17 protein-coding genes and 1 tRNA gene are annotated in these 21,041 nt (G+C 43.1%); 5 read left to right on the top strand and 13 right to left on the bottom strand.

Annotation, left to right across the window (positions count from 1 at the left end; genetic code table 11):
* Nucleotide 1: 1 nt before the first annotated feature.
* On the bottom strand, nucleotides 2-517 hold the full coding sequence (locus tag QL982_RS04605; protein WP_290165353.1) for a L,D-transpeptidase: 516 nt from the start codon (nucleotides 515-517) through the stop codon (nucleotides 2-4).
* 140 nt (nucleotides 518-657) lie between these two features.
* On the opposite strand from QL982_RS04605, the gene QL982_RS04600 reads away from it, so the two are divergent.
* Entirely contained in the window at nucleotides 658-1,923 is a 1,266-nt protein-coding gene (locus QL982_RS04600) for a hypothetical protein (RefSeq protein WP_290165351.1), read from the top strand.
* Between the two features lie 109 nt (nucleotides 1,924-2,032).
* Here QL982_RS04600 and QL982_RS04595 read toward each other — a convergent pair whose 3' ends face one another.
* Nucleotides 2,033-3,271: an argininosuccinate synthase gene (locus QL982_RS04595; RefSeq protein ID WP_290165349.1), complete on the bottom strand. Its 1,239-nt coding sequence runs from the start codon at nucleotides 3,269-3,271 to the stop codon at nucleotides 2,033-2,035.
* Between the two features lie 332 nt (nucleotides 3,272-3,603).
* Between QL982_RS04595 and pyrC the strand changes: the two genes are divergently transcribed.
* The 4 genes from pyrC (at nucleotide 3,604) to QL982_RS04575 (ending at nucleotide 6,204) form a co-directional block, all read left to right on the top strand.
* A complete protein-coding gene (gene pyrC / locus QL982_RS04590) occupies nucleotides 3,604-4,674 on the top strand; it encodes a dihydroorotase (RefSeq protein ID WP_290165347.1) in 1,071 nt (356 codons plus the stop codon).
* Nucleotides 4,675-4,938: 264 nt separating this feature from the next.
* Nucleotides 4,939-5,598 (top strand): ribonuclease T, encoded by a 660-nt coding sequence (rnt, locus tag QL982_RS04585; RefSeq protein WP_290165357.1) that lies wholly within the window; start codon nucleotides 4,939-4,941, stop codon nucleotides 5,596-5,598.
* Between the two features lie 280 nt (nucleotides 5,599-5,878).
* Nucleotides 5,879-6,076 carry a hypothetical protein gene (locus QL982_RS04580; RefSeq protein ID WP_290165345.1) on the top strand — a complete coding sequence of 66 codons (198 nt, stop codon included), beginning with the start codon at nucleotides 5,879-5,881 and terminating at the stop codon, nucleotides 6,074-6,076.
* A 52-nt stretch (nucleotides 6,077-6,128) separates the two neighbouring features.
* Nucleotides 6,129-6,204 (top strand) — tRNA-Glu (locus QL982_RS04575).
* Nucleotides 6,205-6,418: 214 nt separating this feature from the next.
* Here the strand turns inward: QL982_RS04575 and QL982_RS04570 are convergent.
* The 11 genes from QL982_RS04570 to QL982_RS04520 all read right to left on the bottom strand — a co-directional run bounded on the left by QL982_RS04570 (nucleotide 6,419) and on the right by QL982_RS04520 (nucleotide 20,820).
* Nucleotides 6,419-7,027, bottom strand: coding sequence for a BLUF domain-containing protein (locus QL982_RS04570; RefSeq protein ID WP_290165343.1), 609 nt, complete (start codon nucleotides 7,025-7,027; stop codon nucleotides 6,419-6,421).
* A 505-nt stretch (nucleotides 7,028-7,532) separates the two neighbouring features.
* Nucleotides 7,533-8,255: a 2-C-methyl-D-erythritol 4-phosphate cytidylyltransferase gene (gene ispD / locus QL982_RS04565; protein ID WP_290164206.1), complete on the bottom strand. Its 723-nt coding sequence runs from the start codon at nucleotides 8,253-8,255 to the stop codon at nucleotides 7,533-7,535.
* A 149-nt stretch (nucleotides 8,256-8,404) separates the two neighbouring features.
* Nucleotides 8,405-8,713: a septum formation initiator family protein gene (locus QL982_RS04560; RefSeq protein ID WP_290164207.1), complete on the bottom strand. Its 309-nt coding sequence runs from the start codon at nucleotides 8,711-8,713 to the stop codon at nucleotides 8,405-8,407.
* A 163-nt stretch (nucleotides 8,714-8,876) separates the two neighbouring features.
* Entirely contained in the window at nucleotides 8,877-10,193 is a 1,317-nt protein-coding gene (gene eno / locus QL982_RS04555; RefSeq protein WP_290164208.1) for a phosphopyruvate hydratase, read from the bottom strand.
* 323 nt (nucleotides 10,194-10,516) lie between these two features.
* Nucleotides 10,517-12,877, bottom strand: coding sequence for a cation-translocating P-type ATPase (locus QL982_RS04550; RefSeq protein ID WP_290164209.1), 2,361 nt, complete (start codon nucleotides 12,875-12,877; stop codon nucleotides 10,517-10,519).
* A gap of 322 nt (nucleotides 12,878-13,199) precedes the next feature.
* Entirely contained in the window at nucleotides 13,200-13,424 is a 225-nt protein-coding gene (locus QL982_RS04545) for a cation transporter (protein WP_290164210.1), read from the bottom strand.
* Between the two features lie 150 nt (nucleotides 13,425-13,574).
* Nucleotides 13,575-13,829 (bottom strand): heavy-metal-associated domain-containing protein, encoded by a 255-nt coding sequence (locus QL982_RS04540; RefSeq protein ID WP_290164211.1) that lies wholly within the window; start codon nucleotides 13,827-13,829, stop codon nucleotides 13,575-13,577.
* Nucleotides 13,830-13,856: 27 nt separating this feature from the next.
* Nucleotides 13,857-14,732, bottom strand: coding sequence for a 3-deoxy-8-phosphooctulonate synthase (gene kdsA / locus QL982_RS04535; protein WP_290164212.1), 876 nt, complete (start codon nucleotides 14,730-14,732; stop codon nucleotides 13,857-13,859).
* 381 nt (nucleotides 14,733-15,113) lie between these two features.
* Nucleotides 15,114-16,748, bottom strand: coding sequence for a CTP synthase (locus QL982_RS04530; RefSeq protein ID WP_290190184.1), 1,635 nt, complete (start codon nucleotides 16,746-16,748; stop codon nucleotides 15,114-15,116).
* Nucleotides 16,749-16,941: 193 nt separating this feature from the next.
* Entirely contained in the window at nucleotides 16,942-17,973 is a 1,032-nt protein-coding gene (locus QL982_RS04525) for a porin (protein WP_290190183.1), read from the bottom strand.
* Nucleotides 17,974-18,621: 648 nt separating this feature from the next.
* A complete protein-coding gene (locus QL982_RS04520; RefSeq protein ID WP_290190182.1) occupies nucleotides 18,622-20,820 on the bottom strand; it encodes a malate synthase G in 2,199 nt (732 codons plus the stop codon).
* Nucleotides 20,821-21,041: the final 221 nt, after the last annotated feature.

Here is a 21,041-nt window from a genome sequence, read left to right as displayed (position 1 = left end):
CTTAATCAGGCACAATCGTCACAGGCATACCCTCTTCGACTTGCTCAAACAACTCAACAATATCTTCATTACGCATACGTATACAGCCATGTGAGAGCGGCATACCCATTGGTTCAGTGTTGGGCGTGCCATGAATATAGATATAGCGCTCATAAGTATCACAGCCACCTTCGCTATTGCGGCCTTTGTTCACGCCTTCTTCCAGACCGCTGAGCCAAAGAATACGGCTCAATATCCAGTCACGTTTAGGGTGTCGCTCACCAAGGCTTTCATCGTATATTTCGCCTGTGGGTACTCGCCCGATAAACACTGTATTTATCGGCTCACTACCGCCTATTTTTTTTGCAATGACATGGTTGCCAAGTGGTGTGCAGCCACTGTCTTGCTGGCTACCGATACCGTTCTTTGCTGTAGAGATAGTATAGTGAGCAATTTCAGCCTGCGGCTGGTACATCGTTAGTGTTTGCTTGGCAATATTAATCACTAGCTGTTTATTAAACGTCTCATTATTTGTCATAAATGCTTCCTGCTCTCATTCATTTAGAGTTTTACTGTTAAGGTAATCGGCAAAATGATTAGAAATTTCTATTATCAAGGGATTGTATCAAGGCATTTGGCACCGTAATATAGGGGCACACTTTTTGATGCTAGCAGATTATGACGACTATTTCACCGACACGTGTGTCGATGTATGATTTTCTATATCAAGATACCATGCCTATGGTGTCGTTATTGGCAGATGCCGCCCAACTTTCATTGTCGCAAGCGCGCTTAGCAATGGATGACAGTTTGCAGGCCATTGTTAGTGCCCTTCTCGCTTATCAGCAGCGCCATGATGGTCAAGTGGTCAGCAAAAAACTGTTTGGTCGTAGTGCTGTCAAAGAATTACGACAATACAACTCGATGAATTTTGCGACCATCAATGCGACGTTGTATCATCGTCATGATGCCGCGGACGCAATATTCAATGATAATGCACGAGTCATCAAAGCGAGCGATCATATTGCAGCAAAAACAGACGCGACGACGCAACAAATTCAAATTTTGCTGACGTCTTTATGTGTGATTGTGCTCCGAGAATTGGCGATTTTGGCAGAATACAGTCAATTAGATAGTGATGAAATCAATAAATGGTTTGCGCTACAGCCACAGTTTTTATCAGCCGCACGTTTTACAGCCAGTGAACCAGAAACGCTATCAGCTGAACCGGCTAATAACAACAACGAAGCGCCCGTGATAGCAGCCGAAAATACAGTGGACACGGGAGCTGAAAATCCATCAGAGACTGGTCTATTAAGTGCTGAGCAGCTCTCAAATAACCCACCGCCTTTCGATCATTACTGGTACGAACTGACGGCATTCAAACCTGAAAACTATGAACCTGTGCAAGACATGCAACTGGCCACAGGTAACTATCTAAAAGCCATTGGCCGCTCACCTGATAACTTGCAGCAAGGTCATCATAACGACATGCTGGTGTTTGCAGAAATGTACGCCATTGCCTTACCGCATCAGCGCTGGTTATTACAGCTCGCCAAAATATCAGATATCTATCTCAGCCGTAACCGCCTGCGCGTCAACTCTGAACCTGCTACTCCGCCCAAACCCCCACTGGTTAGCTTGGGATTAATCGGTGTCAATAATGACAACACGCCGGCCACAATTAGTGAAAAACCGATTGAATACGAGGCTGCAACGCCGCTTTGGAAAAACCCCGTTATTCTGATTATTCTTATCGTTATCGGGATTCTTGGTGCATTGGCCATGCTCAAATATCAAAACCAAAAATCTGATGGTGCCATCCTCGCAACAGAAGAAGTCATGGAGCAAGACCGCCTCGAAGAGCGGCAGCAACAGGACGTGGCCATCGTCAAAGTAAACGATGATGAACCCGTCACCGACGGGTCTATAAAGGCTGAATAGCTAAAAATCATCTAAAACAAAACAAAAAAACAGAGGCGCTATTGAAATAGGCCTCTGTTTTTTTGTTTACGATTTCAGTTTTTTAATTGGCGACAAGCAGCCTAAAAGCTTACTTCGATAAATCGCGACCACGGCTGGCTTCGATAGCTAGACGTAGACCATTCAGACGGATAAAGCCTTCTGCATCTTTTTGATCATAAGCGCCTGCATCATCTTCAAAAGTTGCGATTTTTTCGTCAAATAATGAATCGTCAGATTTACGTCCAACCACGCTCACTGCACCTTTATATAGCTTCACACGAACCGTACCGTTGACGTACTCTTGTGACTTATCAATCAATGCTTGTAGCATCATACGCTCAGGGCTAAACCAATAACCGTTATAGATGATTTTTGCATAGCGTGGCATTAGCTCATCTTTTAGATGTGCGGCTTCACGGTCTAAAGTTAATGATTCAATACCGCGATGCGCTTTTAGCATAATCGTACCCGCTGGTGTCTCATAGCAGCCGCGTGACTTCATGCCAACATAACGGTTTTCGACGATATCTAAACGGCCGATACCATGTTTGCCGCCGATTTCATTTAGCTTAATCATAATTTCAAACGGTTTAAGCGCTTCGCCATCGATAGCAACGATGTCACCCTTTTGATACTCTAGCTCTAGATACTGTGCTTCGTCAGGCGCTTCTTCTGGGCTGACTGACCAGCGCCACATATCATCTTCTGCTTCAGCATACGGATCTTCTAGGACACCGCCTTCATAAGAGATATGTAGCAGGTTAGCATCCATTGAGTAAGGAGATTTCTTCTTATTACCCGCATAATCAATTGCGATATTATGCTCTTCAGCATATTTCATTAAGCTTTCACGGCTTGATAAATCCCACTCACGCCAAGGAGCAATGGTCACAACATCTGGTGACAAGGCGACAGCACCCAGCTCAAAACGAACTTGGTCATTCCCTTTACCAGTTGCACCATGGCTAATAGCATCAGCATTATGTTCTTTAGCAATCTCAACCAAGCGCTTGGCAATCAATGGACGGGCGATAGACGTGCCTAGCAGATACTCGCCTTCATAAATAGCATTGGCACGGAACATTGGGAATACATAATCACGGGCAAATTCTTCGCGCAAGTCTTCGATATGGATATGCTTGATACCCATGGCTTCTGCTTTGGCGCGTGCTGGCTCAACTTCTTCGCCCTGACCGATATCAGCCGTAAAGGTGATGACTTCTGCATCATAGGTTTCTTGTAACCATTTAGCGATGATGGAGGTATCCAGACCACCTGAATAGGCCAATACGATTTTATTAATGTTTTTTGGATCAAGTTGAGCCATGAATAACTCCTATTATGAGAATTTAATTTTGGTAAAAGCGCTAAGATTCAATCGCGAGATAAACGATAATTACCTACTCAGTGTACATCATATTTACTATAGGCAAAAGTGCCACTGCCATCAGGAATGCGCTTTTGGTTTAAGTTTTGGATCGTTATATTTTGGTTATGCGCATTTGGGTGATATCTGACTGTCTCAAATGAAAAACACCCAATGAATTATGTACAGATATTTAGCCTTATATTTAGTCAAGTAGGCAAATCTGTTATGATAGCGGTACAGCATCCTTTTCTTTTATTTCCGTATATGACGATATAGAGCGCAACGACATTATGACTGATTCGATTAGAGAACTGACCATCCTTCAGCCAGATGATTGGCATATCCATTTACGTGATGGCAACGCATTGAGCACGACTGTATTGCATGCAGCAAACAGCTTTAACCGTGTGATTTGCATGCCAAACCTAGTACCGCCCGTCAAGAATGTCGACGATGCACGTGCCTATCGCGCGCGTATCATGTCGCATCTAGAAACTAGTAGCTTGAGCACAGAGCGCAAAACGGCGTTCGATCCCCGTATGACCTTATATCTGACGGACAAAACCACCGCCCAAGATATCGAATTGGCAGCGCAGTCGGGTATTGTACAAGCCGTCAAACTTTATCCTGCTGGCGCGACGACCAACTCTGCAGATGGGGTTACCAATATCAATGCCTGTGTGGATGTGTTTGAAGCATTAGAAAAGTACAATCTGCCACTGTTGATACATGGCGAAGTCACACAAGACCATGTAGATATCTTTGATCGTGAAAAGCGCTTTTTAGATGAAGTATTGGCACAAATTATCGTGAAATTCCCTACATTAAAAATTGTGGTAGAGCATATCACCACCAGTGATGCAGCGGATTTTGTATTGGCTCAAGGCAATCATGTTGCTGCTACTATTACCCCGCAGCACTTAATGTTTAATCGCAATCATTTATTGGTTGGTGGTATCAAACCGCATTTTTATTGCTTACCTATCTTAAAGCGTGAGAGCCATCAAAAAGTACTGCTAGATGTGGCCACCAGTGGTAATCCAAAGTTCTTTTTGGGCACAGATTCTGCGCCACATGCGACGGATAAGAAGGAAGCCGCTTGTGGCTGTGCTGGCTGCTATAGCGCGGCTACGGCGCTACCCTTGTACGCGAGTGCGTTTGATAGTGTTGGAAAAATAGACAAGTTAGAAGGGTTCGCTAGTCGCTTTGGTGCGCAGTTCTATGGCCTACCCCTAAATGACAGCACGATCACGCTTGTCAACACGCCCATGCAAGTGCCGACTGACTATCCTTATTTTGATGGCACATCACTGACGCCGCTCATGGCAGGTGAAACACTACAATGGTCTATCAAAGCATAGCTCTCGTAAAGCATAGCTTTCACAAAGCATAGTACGCATAAAGCAACCTCTGATTTTACTCTATGATATCAATGCCGCCCTAGTTCCATTTGTACTAAAGGCGTGGTTGATATCATAGGATGCTTATTTTAATTTAATATAATAGTACGACTGATAAAAGTGATTTAACTTTATATGACCAATCAAAACATAACGACCTTGCCTGATGAAAACTTATCGAATCATAAAGAGGACGCAGCCTCAGTGACAGATGAGCAAACGCCTATGGGCTTGAAAGACCGTTTTCGCAAGTTTTTGCCTGTTGTCGTCGATGTTGAAACGGCAGGTTTTAATGCACAGACCGATGCACTGCTAGAGATTGCTTGCATTCCTGTATTACTTGATGAGCATGGCGTATTTTATCCAGGTGAGGCATTCAATGCCCATATCGAGCCTTTTGAAGGGGCAAACTTAGAACCAAGCGCACTGGCCTTTACTGGTATTGATCCCAATAACCCCATGCGCAAAGCCATTGCTGAAGATGAAAAAACGGCATTACGCCGTATTTTTAAGGGCTTAAAAGAAGTACGCCGTGATGAAGACTGCCGTCAGTGCGTGTTGATTGGTCACAATGCGCATTTTGATTTGGCGTTTCTGAATGCCGCGGTGCTACGAACCAATAATAAAAGTCACAACCCATTTCATAGCTTTTCAGTATTTGATACCGTGACTTTATCCGCATTAGCCTTTGGCCAAACTGTACTGGCACGCGCTTGTAAAGCAGCTGGGCTTGATTTTGATGGTAAAAATGCGCACTCGGCCCTGTATGACACTCAAAAGACTGCTGAGCTATTCTGTTACATCCTTAACCACTATCCTATGCTGGCCAATGCGATGCATAATGAAGACGCGAAAGAAGAGTCAGCTGATAGCGACAGTCAATAAATCACATATCCTATATTGCCAATCATACATAATAGTGCTATTTGTAATACTTGATGACTTTGACATCTTGATTTGGCAATCAATAGGGATATGATTGATATCATAATATATAGATGGAACTATTTATTGATTACAGACATAGTTGTTCTATTGGATATGAATAACTGTCTGATGATAAAATATCACTCCTAAGCGATATAGTTATATCCTATAGATGGTTTAAGTTGCTCACCCTGTCTTGATAAAAAATACTATCAAGACTAATAAGAGGGACTTTATTATGGATCCACAACTCAAGTTATGGGGCACCATCCTCGGTTATATGCTGCTTGCATTGACGATTAGTGCTTGTACTTCTTTATGGATTCGATATCACTTGAAGCGTAATGACCTGCATCCTAGTCGTGCACTCAAAAAAAGATACTTAATTTTAAAAAGACGTAGAAAAAGGCTTGACAAGAAGCGCAGACGCTATTAAAATACGCACCACTTCAGCATAAATGGTGAAAGCAGTTGAAGTGTTGTTACTAGTCCCCATCGTCTAGAGGCCTAGGACACCGCCCTTTCACGGCGGTAACGGGGGTTCGAATCCCCCTGGGGACGCCACTATACGGCGTCACTTGTTGGCACTATTGCTTAGCATTAGATCAGACTAACAAGCGTACCACCAAAAACCCAGTTCATAATATATTATGAACTGGGTTTTTTTATGCCTATTTTTAACGCTCAAGTCATTCATTTAGGGCATTTTGAACAAAAGAAAGCCAGCAATTAAATTGCTGGCTTTCTTTTATTTAGCTTTCTTATATTTGGTTATCGATTACAGCAATAACCACAATAACGTGGCAACTATCATCAACCCTAATACTGTTTGAATTAAAAAGAACGCTTGGTGCTGCCCAACGACCTTACTCAGCGTGACCCCTAACGTACTGTATTTGACAGGTGGCGTATCGATGTTGCCTGTTCTGGTTTGCTCTTCATAATAACCTTGCAAAACATCCAAGAATTTTTGCCATTCATTAGAATCCCATTCATAAGGCTTGAATGGCATTAATTTTTTAAGTTCAGGGTCTTTGGTCATCCAACGCTCAAGCGTCACTGAGCGTAATGACCAACTGGCAAAACGACGTTCTGCAATCTCCGAAAAGTCTAAAATATTTAACTCTTTATGGCGATCGTCTACCAGTAAACGATTTTTTAGATTGGTTAACGCCTGCTCGGATCCTTCGACGCACTGTAAAAAGTAACCATTGCCATAGCAAAGAATACCGGTAACGTTGTCTATTTGATTACGCTCAACTGAGATCTCTGAGATATCATTGAGTGTGCTGGGGCTTGAAAGACCAGTGGACGTAATGCGGCTTATATATACAAGCTGGCAGAGATTTGTCGTGACTGGATTTGTTGAATCGTTGATTGTTGGCAATCAGCTTCTCCCTATCATCAGGTAAATGTCGATAAAACAATCATACTAACTTTAGAAAAAATATAGAGACAACATAACTAAATGTAATGAATTGGTCCGATATACTATTGATTTTATAAGTTTTTATATTAATTGTATTAAGTTAGTTACATCATAGGTTAGTTTAGTCATCAAAGCAACTTATTAATGGCTGTAGGCTAATTCGGACTCAAAAAATATATGTGATAACCATATTATATTCCAAAGTAGATTAGGGCATCTCCTCAATTCAATCGATAGTTATCTAAATGGGTTAAAAATGGCTAAATCTTGCCAAACGGCGTCAAATAGCTGACTAATATCTCGATATTATCTGCGCTATTTTCCTTGTTTGACTGCAATTTATCTCATTTTTATCACCATTTTTAAAATGAGGACACGCCCTAGGGTCTGTTGAACATTTAAATATTAGGACTGCTACTCAATACGAATAAATCAAATATCCATTTGATTGTCTGAAGTCAAATTAAGATTGAATAGCCATAATCGCTGTTAGCAGTACCGCATCGTCAGGATAGGTAAGCTTGATATTCTGGCGACTACCAGAGACTAGGCGTATGGGAAAGCCCAGTTGCTCAAAAGCACTGGCTTCATCTGTGATACTGAGCTGGTGTTCAGAGACGTGGGTTAGGACTTGTTTTAATTGACCTAAACGGAATACTTGCGGCGTTTGTGCTTGCCACATGTTGCTACGATCAATAGTACATTTGGCATAAGAATATGGACGGTTCGCATCAGTGCACTGTGTATAGGATGTTTTTAGCGTATCAGCCACTGGAGTTGCTAGGATAGCACCATAAGGCTCCATCATCGCGGCTCTAATGACTGTGTCGATATCTACACTCGGTACAGCGGGACGTGCCGCATCATGGATCAGTACTAAATCTGAATCATCAGCACCTGTTTGACTAATTGCTTCAACGCCTGCCTGTACTGATTGCCAACGCTCTGCCCCGCCGACTGCGTAGCATATAGGTAGTGCAAACGTTAATTGTTGCGCCGTCCTGTCATCTGCTGCCACGACCAATAGACACTTATCAATATAAGCACTACAAGCAAGCCGTGCCACGCTATGCTGTAGTAGGGTCTGCCCTTGCAGCATTGTATATTGCTTGGCGATAGATGCACCAAAACGGCTGCCGCGACCTGCTGCGACGATCATGGCATGTATATTAGGGGTTGTATTCATAGTAGTGTACTCATGGCTGAGCCCATGACAGTATATTTAAAGAGAAATAAAGCAGATGTTAAGTATGATGAATGGTGTTAGATAATAACGTTGTGATATTACGTCATAAAAATTAATGTATGGCGTAAAAGCTAATGTATTCGTAAAAGCTAATAGTTGCTATGTGTCGTGGGTGCGGTGGATACTTGGACAAAAGTCTCATTTGGCTTGATTAAACCCAAATCTAAACGAGCGTGCTCTTCTACGGCTTCAAGCCCCGTTTTTAAATCTTGAACATCGGTACGTAATAAATTATTTGCAGCAACTTGTTTGTCATTCAAACGTTGTTGCTCTTCGATTTGAGCCGTCAATTTGTTGTGTTCAAAGCGGCCATTTTCACCCAGCCAATACTGATATTGCAATCCTAAAAGCACTGCAACGGCTAAAGCAAGTAGTATAAATTGGCTAAAATATTTCATAAGGTGATAACGCCAAACGATATAAAAAGAATGATAGTAAAGGTTAAGTTGGTTAGGCGATATATAAATTGTTATATATCGCCTGGCTTGAATTGTGAGTCAAGCTTAGGCTTTTTAACGTACATTGCACACTAAAAAGCCAGTCAGACTATTGGGGTGTGTCCTAGCCACGTAAACCGATAAACTCTTCACGGCCACGATAGCTTGCACGTACTTGCTGCTCGATACGTAGCAATTGGTTATATTTTGCCACACGGTCTGAGCGACATAATGAGCCTGTTTTGATCTGACCCGCAGCTGTACCAACAGCCAAGTCTGCAATGGTGCTGTCTTCCGTTTCACCTGAACGATGTGAAATGATAGTTGCATAGCCATTTTTCTTCGCCATATAAATCGCATCTAGCGTTTCTGACAAGGTACCAATTTGATTGAATTTAATCAAAATAGCATTGGCAATATGCTTATCGATACCTTCTTGCAAGATAGCAGGATTGGTCACAAACAAATCATCACCGACCAATTGGACTTTATCGCCAATTTGCTCAGTCAAATACTTCCAACCATCCCAATCTGACTCATCAAGACCATCTTCGATAGAGATAATCGGATATTGACGTGCCAAACCAACTAGATAGTCTGAGAAACCCTGGCTATCAAAAGATTTATTACCTTCGCCTGCCAAGATATATTGACCATCTTTATAAAATTCACTAGCCGCACAATCTAGCGCAAGGTGGATATCTTCACCCGCTTTATAGCCAACTTGTTCAATCGCTTGCATAATAACCGTGATGGCTTCTTCGTTACTACGTAGGTTTGGCGCAAAACCACCTTCATCACCAACGGCGGTATTTAAACCTTGTGATTTCAACACAGATTTCAAGCTGTGGAAAATCTCTGTACCAGCACGCAACGCTTCTGAGAAGCTTGTGAAGCCAACAGGTTCAATCATAAACTCTTGGATATCAACGGTGTTGTCCGCGTGCTCGCCACCGTTCAAGATATTCATCATTGGCACAGGCATGGTCAACGACGTTTGATTACGCAGATTGGCAATGTATTGATGTAATGGTAGATTCTGTGATTTGGCCGCCGCTTTTGCCGTAGCAAGTGATACCGCTAGCATGGCATTAGCACCGAGGCTTTCTTTGTTTTCTGTGCCATCTAGTGCAATCATGGCATCATCAATGCCTTGTTGCTCAGTCACGTCTTTGTCGATCAAAGCACTACGGATTTGACTATTAACATTAGAAACGGCTTTTTTGACGCCTTTACCCATAAAACGGGCTTTGTCGCCATCACGTAGCTCAAGCGCTTCACGTGAGCCTGTTGATGCGCCACTTGGAGCAGCAGCACGGCCGACAGTACCGTCAGCTAAGATAACATCAGCTTCGATAGTTGGGTTGCCGCGTGAGTCTAAAATTTCACGAGCGCGAATGTCTTTAATTGCGGTGACGTTGTTGGTTTCTTCAGCGTACATAATGTCTGTTAATTCCTTTGGTCATGCCAAGTTTGTGAGATAAATAACGGCAGCTAGCATACAAAAAAGATAAAGCAAAATATCACATAGCGACTGCCCCTAAAACCCCTGCAAACCTTTCTATCATATGGCTAGGTTTAAATAGCAATAAAAGGTGTATTGAGCAGATCGAGGGACGGCTATAGTGCTTGGCATCATAGCATATATTTTACCAAACTTCCCTTATCTTACACTGACTTGCGGTCATAAAAACAATCCTAGATATGCATCTACACGATGGCTATCTTGTTTCCATTTGTAGCATACCTTCGCAACGGCGATATCTACCCTTTCACTGAGTAGTCTTCATCAAAATGAGACATAGATACTGTATTTTTTAGCTCAACTTCTGTCTTAAACCGTGTCAATCGTAGTGCATTCATGAGTACTGAGATAGAGCTAAGCGCCATCGCTGCTGCCGCAACCATCGGATTCAAAAACCCAAACGCAGCAAGCGGAATACCGAGACAGTTATAAATGAAGGCAAAAAACAGATTTTGCTTGATATTGCGTAGCGTGGCTTGAGCGATTTTTTGCGCCGCATCGATATGCATGAGCGACTCACCCATTAAGCGTGCAGAGGCACTATGCTGCGCGACATCAGTCCCCTCAAACATAGCAAAACTGGCATCGGCAGTGGCCATCGCTGGTGCATCGTTGACGCCGTCTCCTGCCATCGCTACCTTATGACCAGCAGTCTGCAATAGCGCAATTTGACTGGCCTTGTCACGCGGGCTCATCTTGCCATAAGCTTTATCAATACCCAATTGCCCTGCTACATGGTCGACGACAGACTGCTTATCACCACTCATCAAGATGACATTGATACCAGCATTTTGTAGCGCAATGATCGCACGCGGCGTGTCTGTTTTTAAGTCATCAGCCAGAGCAAATGCCCCTAATGGCTCATCATTAATACTAATCGCAACGGTACTGGCAATTTGCCATACTTTTGGCATCAGCTTAGGCAGCGTCAAATTAGCAAACTCTGCCGTACCCACTTTTATCAATCCAAGCCCTTCGATGTTGGCTTGTATACCTGCACCTTTTATCACGCTGATATCGGTCACATTAAATAGAGGCAGTTGACGGTCTTTGGCTGTGTTGACCAGAGCGGTTGCTAGTGGATGACTGGCATGCGCCTCGACACTGGCGGCAATCTGCAATACGTCATCAACAGCAAGCGATTTGTCCACCATGACATGATCGACGATAGTCGGTTTACCAATAGTCAATGTGCCTGTTTTGTCGAGCACCACCGTATCAATATTACCCGCGGCTTCAAGACTTTGTGCATCCTTGAACCACACCCCATGACGCGCGGCGACGCCCATACCAGCCATGATCGCCGCTGGCGTGGCCAAACCAAGCGCACAAGGACAAGCAATGACCAATACTGATACGGCATGCATTAGGGCAGTATCAACCATACCTGTTAGCCACCATGTGACCCCAAAGGTAACCAATGCAATCGTAACCACAATGGGAACAAAAATAGCCGTTACTCGATCAGCGAGACGCGCCAGATTGGCTTTTGAGCCTTGTGCATCACTCAGTGCTTGTACCATATCGCCGAGTTTCGTGTCACTGCCCTTCGCATTCACGCGATAAAGCAAACTGCCATTCTCTACCAAGGCACCTGCCAGTAATCCATCGCCTTGCTCTTTTTTGAGTGCGACTGATTCGCCAGTTAAATGACTCTCCACGCACCAACCACTGCCTTCTATGACTGTACCATCTGTAGCGACGCGGCTGCCTTGCTTTGCACGTAAGACGTCACCCACTTGCACATCAGACAATGCAATACGATGGAAATCACCATTTGGCTGCTGCTGCTCTACTTCATCAGGCGTCAACGACAGTAATAAATCGATACTGTTTAGGCTGTGTTTTTTGGTACGTTCCTCTAAGTATTTACCCGTACGCACAAAGGCAATGACCATCACCCCTGCTTCAAAATATACGGCTGGGCTATTACTCGCACCGTGTCCGCCTGTGTATCCACTTTGCAAGAGGCTGTTTAAAGTCCCATCGCCATGCGTGAGCCACAGATAAGTTGAATATGCCCATATCGTCACTGTACCAATGACCACCAGCACGTCCATATTGGCAAGGCCGCCTTTAATAGATGCCCATGCACTTTTATAAAACGGTAACGCCAAGCCAAACTGTACCACTGTTGCTAAAATAAACTGAACCCAGATAGGCGGCATCCACGCCATACCAGAACCCGTCAGCATACCTGCCATACCCACCAAAAACGGCACCAAACAAATCCATAATCCGATCAAACGCCATGGATATTGAGTGGCGGTATCTTCGTCAGTTTGAGAAAATAAGCTATCGGCTGCCTGCACATTGGCTACAAAACCTGTTTTGTTCACCCACTCTGTGACCTGCTCAGGCGTCGTCTGGGTAGGATCATAATCAACATTGGCAGTCTCGCCAGCAAAGTTCACACTCACATCGTACACCGAAGGCTTTTTATTAAGCACCTTCTCAATTCGTGAGGCACAAGCCTGACAGGTCATGCCATCAATCGCTAATTGCAGATGCGCACGTTGCGGTGCAAGCGGTGTATTTGATTCAACATCAGTTTCAACATCGTAGGGTTTTTCGCTGGTGGTGCGGGTAGTATCATTCATAAATAAAACTCGTCATGGTGCCTATAAAGTCGTAGGAACCACAATAAAATATCAGTGGGTTGGCAAAAATTTCAAATAAAACAAAGGAGGCAATGTAAGGCATATCCAGCCATTATAGATGGACATATTACACTATTTTCAAAAACACCTTTTAGATGGTCATGACTGTCATCTATTCAAGCAACCCGCTATCATTCAATTAATAACAATAAGTGGGTGATGCCACGTATGTAGCCAATATTTAGGATTTTTTAATCATGAAAAAACCAGCTATCATGCTAGTAATAACATGGTAGCTGGTTTTTTGAATAGATGACCGAGTTTATGAGTTGGCAACTGTCGCATCAAATCCAGCATCTTCGATAGCTGAAGCAATGGCGTCTGCACTGGTTTTGCTGTCGTCAAAAGTGACCGTCGCTTGATTGTCTAAAAGCTCAATACTAATATCATCCAAACCATCGATATCCGCTGTCGCCGTATGCACGCTTGCCACACATCCACCGCAAGTCATGCCATCAATTTTAATAATACGTGTTTGGTTTGCCATATCAGGCTCCTTATTTTTATGAGTGAAAAACAACACTGATTGCTATTTTCTCTGTGTTCTTATCTTTGAAAGTCTGCCAAAGCCACACTGAATCAGCATAAGCCCTATCATCATCAACAAGATACTTTGGTTGTTACTTTATTAGGGTCTCTAGTCACGATGGTGCGGGTTCTGTGGTGCATCGATAGGAAATGGCTGAGTCACATAATCTACCATGCTAATCGCCGCCGTGAAAGCATGGATACTGGTATCCGTGTCATCATAACTCACTGTCGCGATATCATGAGTAGGATCAAGATCGATAGCAGTCACGCCAGAAATATGCTTAAGCGCAATCATTACACTATCCAACCCTTTCTCGTCATCGATATTTTCAATGCTTACTTGTACCGTTTGAATTGCCATTGCATAACCCTTTTATCACTTACCGTATCAATGAGTATCCAATACTTCAAAACCTTTGACCAAATCATCAATCTGCTTGAGCTGACGCAAGAATGGCTCTAATTGACTCATACGCAGCGCACACGGACCATCACATTTTGCGGTTTCTGGGCTAGGGTGCGCCTCTAAAAACAGCCCTGCTAAGCCTGTTGCCATACCAGCGCGTGCAAGGGTTGTAATCTGCTCACGACGTCCACCAGCACTGTCACTACGCGCGCCTGGCTGCTGTAAGCTGTGCGTCACATCAAAGAACACCGGTATTTCCATCTGCTTCATGGTATCAAAACCAAGCATATCGACGACCAGATTATTATAACCAAAGGCACTGCCACGCTCACAAAGTATGAGCTTATCGTTACCGCCCTCTAAGCATTTATTGACGATATGACGCATCTCATGAGGGGCTAAAAACTGGGCCTTTTTAATGTTAATAATGGCATCTGTTTTTGCCATCGCATGAACCAAGTCGGTCTGACGCGACAAAAACGCAGGCAACTGAATAATATCAGCAACTTCAGCCACTGGGGCGGCCTGATGTGGCTCATGCACATCCGTGATAATCGGCACTTGAAACTTTTCTTTGATTTGACCGAGCCAATCAATCCCCTGCTCCAACCCAGGCCCACGATATGAGTGCAAACTTGAGCGATTGGCTTTATCAAAGCTGGCCTTAAAGACGTAGCCGATTCCCAGACGTTGGCAAATATCTACATACTGCTCAGCAATCTCAAACGCCAATTCTTTTGATTCTAAAACATTCATACCACCAAACAATACGAAGGGTTGGTCATTACCAATGTTGATCGTACCATTGCTAGGTGTGCTAAGCGTGATGTGTGATTGTGCTGTCAATAAGTTTTCCATGAAGCATCTGCCCCTTATCTTGTTATTAATATTGTTATCGCATATTGTAACCGATAGCCTGATTAAAGAAAGTATGCAAGCGTAATTAGATATCATTAGCAAGCATATTTACTGAATGATAACGACCAGCTATCTAGGGTATGTCCTCAATTCACACAATAAGTTATCTAACTGGGCTAAAAATGGCTAAATTTTGCCAAACATCGTCAAATAGCTGGTCAATATCTCGATATTATCTACACTATTTTTCTCGTTTGACGGCAATTTATCTCATTTTTATCTCCATTTTTAAAATGAGGACACACCCTAAATTAAGCAAAAAAAAGACCGATCCGAAGATCAGTCTTTTTTGATACCAGTAAAGCTGTCATGCCTCAACGATTATTTATTGTCGCTATAATCTTTTGCGGCTTTTACAAAGCTGTTAAACAGTGGATGACCACCGCGTGGCGAGCTAGTAAATTCAGGGTGGAACTGTACGGCAACAAACCATGGATGGTCGCTAATCTCAACCGACTCTACCAAATGTTGCTTGGCAGAATAACCAGATATGCTCATACCCGCTTGCTCTAGTGGCTCGATATAGCGGTTATTCATCTCATAACGATGACGATGGCGCTCAGTGATATTGCTTGCACCATAAATTTGGCTTAGCTTGCTACCAGCAACCAATTCAGCTTGCTGTGCGCCTAAACGCATTGTGCCGCCAAGGTCTGAATCATCACTGCGAATCTGTAGCTCGCCACGTTCATCTAACCACTCAGTGATCAGACCAATGATAGGCTCAGCTGTTTTACGATCAAACTCAGAAGAATTGGCATCAATTTTGAGCACATTACGCGCGTATTCTATGACGGCCAGCTGCATACCAAGACAAATGCCTAGATAAGGAACGTTGTTTTCACGAGCATGAGTAATGGCTTTTATTTTACCCATCGTACCGCGCTCACCAAAACCGCCTGGTACTAAGATAGCATCGGCGTCATTGAGCTGCGCTAATAAATTGTCATCATCTTCCAAACGTTCAGCATCTACATAGTCAATCTTAACATCAACTTTATGAGTGATACCTGCGTGTAGCAATGCTTCATTGATAGATTTATAAGCATCTGGAAGCTCGACGTATTTGCCGACCATCGCTACTGTCACTGCCGCTTCAGGGTTGAGCTGTGCTTCGACAACTTTATCCCAATCACTCAAATCTGCTTCTGGCACATCAAGGCCGAAACGCTCGCAGACTAGATCATCAAGATCTTGCTCATGCAGTGTGCGCGGTATTTGATAGATACTTTGAGCATCTTCACACATGATGACCGCACGCTCTTCCACATTAGTGAATAGTGCAATCTTGCGACGGTTGTCTGGTGAGATATGATGATCAGAGCGACAAATCAGAATATCAGGCTGTAGACCGATAGAGCGTAGCTCTTTTACCGAATGCTGTGTCGGCTTGGTTTTGGTCTCACCAGCACTGGCAATATAAGGCACTAAGGTCAGATGCATCAGCATGGCTCTATTACGGCCAAGCTCTACTTGCATTTGACGTACGGCTTCCATGAAAGGCAGTGACTCGATATCACCGACTGTACCGCCAATTTCGATAATAGCGATATCATAACCTTCACCACTGGCTAAGATTTTACTTTTGATCTCGTCAGTGATGTGTGGAATAACTTGTACCGTACCACCTAGGTATTCGCCACGGCGTTCTTTGTTTAGAACATTCTGATAGATGCGACCACTGGTGAAGTTATTACTTTTACTCATTTTTGAGTGACGTAAAAAACGCTCGTAATAACCCAAATCCAAATCTGTCTCTGCACCATCTTCGGTGACGAACACTTCGCCATGCTGAAACGGACTCATCGTCCCTGGATCGACGTTGATGTATGGATCCATCTTGGTCATCGTGACGGTCACGCCACGGGCTTCTAAGACCGCGGCAAGAGAAGCTGCGGTGATACCTTTTCCTAGTGAGGACACTACCCCACCGGTCACAAATATAAACTTGGTCATAGTACTCTGTCGGTAATTGGTAAAGAAGGATTTTACTAAAAATACGCCACAAAATATAGGGCAAAAATGCAAACTATCTGAAACTCTTATTTTTTTGGGCTGATGATAAACATTTTTCTGTCATTAAAACGTTATATAACAAAAAAACTCACCCCGAAGGATGAGTTTTTTTAGAGTCAAATGCTAGTTCATACTAGAATAAGTATTCTAGACCAGTACCAAGTACGAATACTTCAGCATCGCCAGTAGAGCCCGTGTAGCCTACATTATCAGCATTGTTTATACCAGCATAGGCATGAGCAATGATGTTGTCTTTATACATGTACTTACCACCAACAACGATTTGGTCTGAATTGGCATTATCAAGACCGCCCAAGTTGTCAGTTTTGTTGTACTGTGCATATACAGACGCTGGACGGGCAAAGTTGTTTAGGCCCATTTGAGCACTAACTACCAAACCTTTCTCTTTCTCATAACCACTGACGTCATAATCTGCAACCTGATACAAAGCACCAAGTGTTACAGGAGCGGCCATGTACTTACCAAGATCTACAGTTGCTGTACCACGGATGATATCACCATTGATGTTTTGATCTTTGTCATATGCAACGCCAGCTGTGAAGCCAGTGCCTTGGTCAAACATCATTGCAACGCCAAAGCCGTCGTCTTTATTACCATTTGCTTCATCAGAACTATACATTGCAGTCATCTGTAATGGTAGACCGTCATACTTTGGTGACATCCAGATAACTGAACTATTGATACGGCCACTATCCGCCATGTTTAATGCTTCAACAACATCGCCATCATTTACGTTAGTACCCATGTTGTCCCAATAACCTTGGTTAACAACAACGTTGTTAATTTTGTCTAGGCTAGATTGGTTGTTACCAGCACGAAATTCACCGAACTGCTTGTTTACTACACCAAGATATGTGTCACGGTTAGTGAAGCCATTACTATCACCATCAACGCTTGTGCCATACTCTAAACGATAGATAACATCAGTATTAGCAGTCATGGCTTCAGAGCCTTTAAAACCAATACGTGAAGAGTTAGAGTTAATTTCTACAGTATCTTCATCATACATGTTGCCAGCAGGGCCATCAAACTCAGCATTGACATAATCGGCAGTAACAAATGCTTTACCATATATGGTAGGAGCGGCATTGGCTGCAGATACAGATAGGGCAGCAACTGCTGTAGCTAAAAGTAGTTTTTTCATGGGGTATCTCCACTTTACAATTTTAGTAATAAGCTAGCTATTATTAGCTGGTGCTCATAATGGTATCGTCACAAATCCTCAAAGATATAATGTGTAACTGGCTACCTAGATTAGTCAGAAACAAGTGTGGCGAAGTTCTATTACAGTAAGATGAAAAAAACCATGATTTACATAACTGGGATCAAAAAAGTAACTGCCATGTAATCTTTAGTTTTTATCCTTCCATTGCGTAACATCCGTTACCAAACTCATACTTCGAGTACAAGCATAACAACTTTGACATAATTTGCAACATATTTTTTTGCTTTTTCGATACATCTAATATCGAATAACCCACGCCTCATTAGGTCTGAGCTGCTATAAAAAAACTTCTATCTACTCAAATAGATACGAATAATATTGGTTAATACAGTTACCAATATTCTTAAACTCTCGTAATAAATGCTCATTAACTGACCAAAATAAAGCGCTACTTATCGATAAATAAATAGCGCTCATAAGACAATTTATCACTTACTTTAAGTACGTCTGACAGTTACAAACGAGCCAGTCTACCCATTATAATATAGGCTCAAATAGACGCTGTTTGGTCTCATATCCAGTCTATTATTTTAGGCTGTGTCCTCATTTTAAAAATGAGGGTACGCTCTACGCATTTGCTTTTAGATCTAGACGTGCCTGATGCAATAATGGCTCAGTATAGCCACTAGGCTGCTCACGACCTTTAAAGACCAAATCACAAGCGGCTTTGAACGCGTAAGAGCTATCGAAGTTATCTGCCATTGATTGATAGTCATCATCGCCTGCATTTTGCTCATCAACGACCTTGGCCATACGTTCCATCGTATCCATCACTTGCTGCTCGCTAACCACATCATGATGCAACCAGTTGGCAATGTGTTGGCTTGAGATACGCAAGGTCGCACGATCTTCCATGAGACCGACATCGTTGATATCAGGTACTTTAGAGCAGCCAACCCCTTGGTTTACCCAGCGTACGACATAACCCAAGATACCTTGAGCGTTGTTTTCAAGCTCTTGCTGCTTCTCCTCTTCAGTCCAGTTGGTGTTTTTTGCCAATGGAATGGTCAAAATATCGTCTACGCTGGCACGTTCACGTGATTTTAGATTGTCTTGTACATCGGCCACATTTACTTGATGATAATGTATGCTGTGCAAGGTCGCACCCGTTGGCGATGGCACCCACGCAGTGCTAGCACCAGACTTAGGATGAGCAGCCTTAGTATCCATCATCTCTTTCATTTCATCAGGCTTCGCCCACATGCCTTTACCAATTTGAGCATGGCCTTGTAAGCCTGTCTCTAGACCGATATCGACGTTCCACTGCTCGTAGGCAGGTTGCCATGCTTGCGACTTCATCTCGCCTTTTGGTACGAACGGACCTGCATTCATACTGGTATGCATCTCATCGCCTGTACGGTCTAAGAAACCCGTGTTTATAAAGATAACGCGCTCTTTGGCTTGGCGGATTGCTTCTTTTAAGTTAACCGTCATACGGCGCTCTTCATCCATGATGCCGATTTTGAGCGTATTGCGTTCTAAACCTAGCAAGTCCTCTGATGCATTGAATAAGTCATTGGCCATTTTGACTTCTTCAGGGCCATGCATTTTTGGCTTCACAATATACATTGAGCCTTGGCGTGAGTTTGATAGCTCGTTTTTACCTTTGATATCGTTGAGTGATAATAGTGGCGTAATTAAGCCATCCATTAAACCTTCAAATATTTGCTCTTGACCCTCGCCCAAATCGACCAAGATGGCAGGGTTCTGCATCAGATGACCGACGTTACGAATTAACAATAACGAACGACCTGGTAAGATCAGCTTGCCACCATCTGGTGTGTTATATTCACGATCTGGGTTTTGCTTACGTGTACGCGTTTTGCCACCTTTTTCAAAGGTTTCCTGTAGGTCGCTGTTCATCAAGCCGAGCCAGTTACGATAGACTTCCACTTTTTCTTCTGCATCTACAGCAGCGACTGAGTCCTCACAGTCTTGAATCGCAGTAATCGCTGATTCAAGCAGTACGTCTTTGATGTTTGCTGGATCGTCTTTGCCCACTGGATGATTGCTATCGATTTGAATCTCAGCATGCAAGCCGTTATTTTTTAACAGAACACCCGTAGGAGATTCAGCGTCACCGACAAAGCCAACAAATTTAGCGGTATCTTTTAGCTCGGTACTGCTATCACCTTGTATGACCTCGAGCTTACCATCGACTACTTTAAAACCAATCACGTCATTGTATGAGCCTAATGCTAGTGTGAAATGCTCGTCTAAAAATGCCTTGGCATAAGCGACAACTGCCGCACCGCGAGTAGGATTATAGCTACCAGTCGCCTTTTGACCATTCTCATCACTAATTACATCGGTGCCATACAAGGCATCATATAAGCTACCCCAACGTGCATTGGTCGCGTTAAGCGCATAACGAGCGTTGCGAACTGGTACAACCAGCTGCGGCCCTGCGATGTGAGCGATTTCATCATCGACGTTTTTGGTATCAACCGTAAACGCTTCGCCTTCAGGTAGCAGATAACCAATTTCTTGCAGGAATATCTTATAAGCTGGATAATCGATTTCGCCATTTTTTGCAGGATTATCTAGGTGCCATTGATCAATCTGCGCTTGAATCTTGTCACGAGTTTCTAGTAGTGCTTTATTGCGTGGGGTAAACGCTTTGATAACTTTTTCGAAACCTGACCAATAACTTTCTGAATCAACACCGACTTTCGGTAGCACTTCGTTTTCAATAAAATCATATAACTGCTGATCGATGGCAAGACTGCCTTTTTGAATACGATTGGTGTTAGAAGACTGGCTCATATTGTTATCCTTATCTGTTCGTGAGGGGTACTAATACTGAGTTGTGACAGTAACTGTTTAAGCGGGTTTCAAGCATTCATATCTATTTGTTATGGAATCTTTGATTCTCTAATATTTTTAAGAAGATGCATCTACAAATCTTATGTTCTAGGGCGTGTCCTCATTTTAAAAATGGTGATAAAAATGAGATAAATTGCCGTCAAACGAGGAAAATAGTGCAG

The organism is Psychrobacter sp. 5A.1 (assembly GCF_030407455.1).
Taxonomy (GTDB): Bacteria; Pseudomonadota; Gammaproteobacteria; order Pseudomonadales; family Moraxellaceae; genus Psychrobacter.
This window is presented reverse-complemented; position numbering and strand designations above follow the sequence as displayed.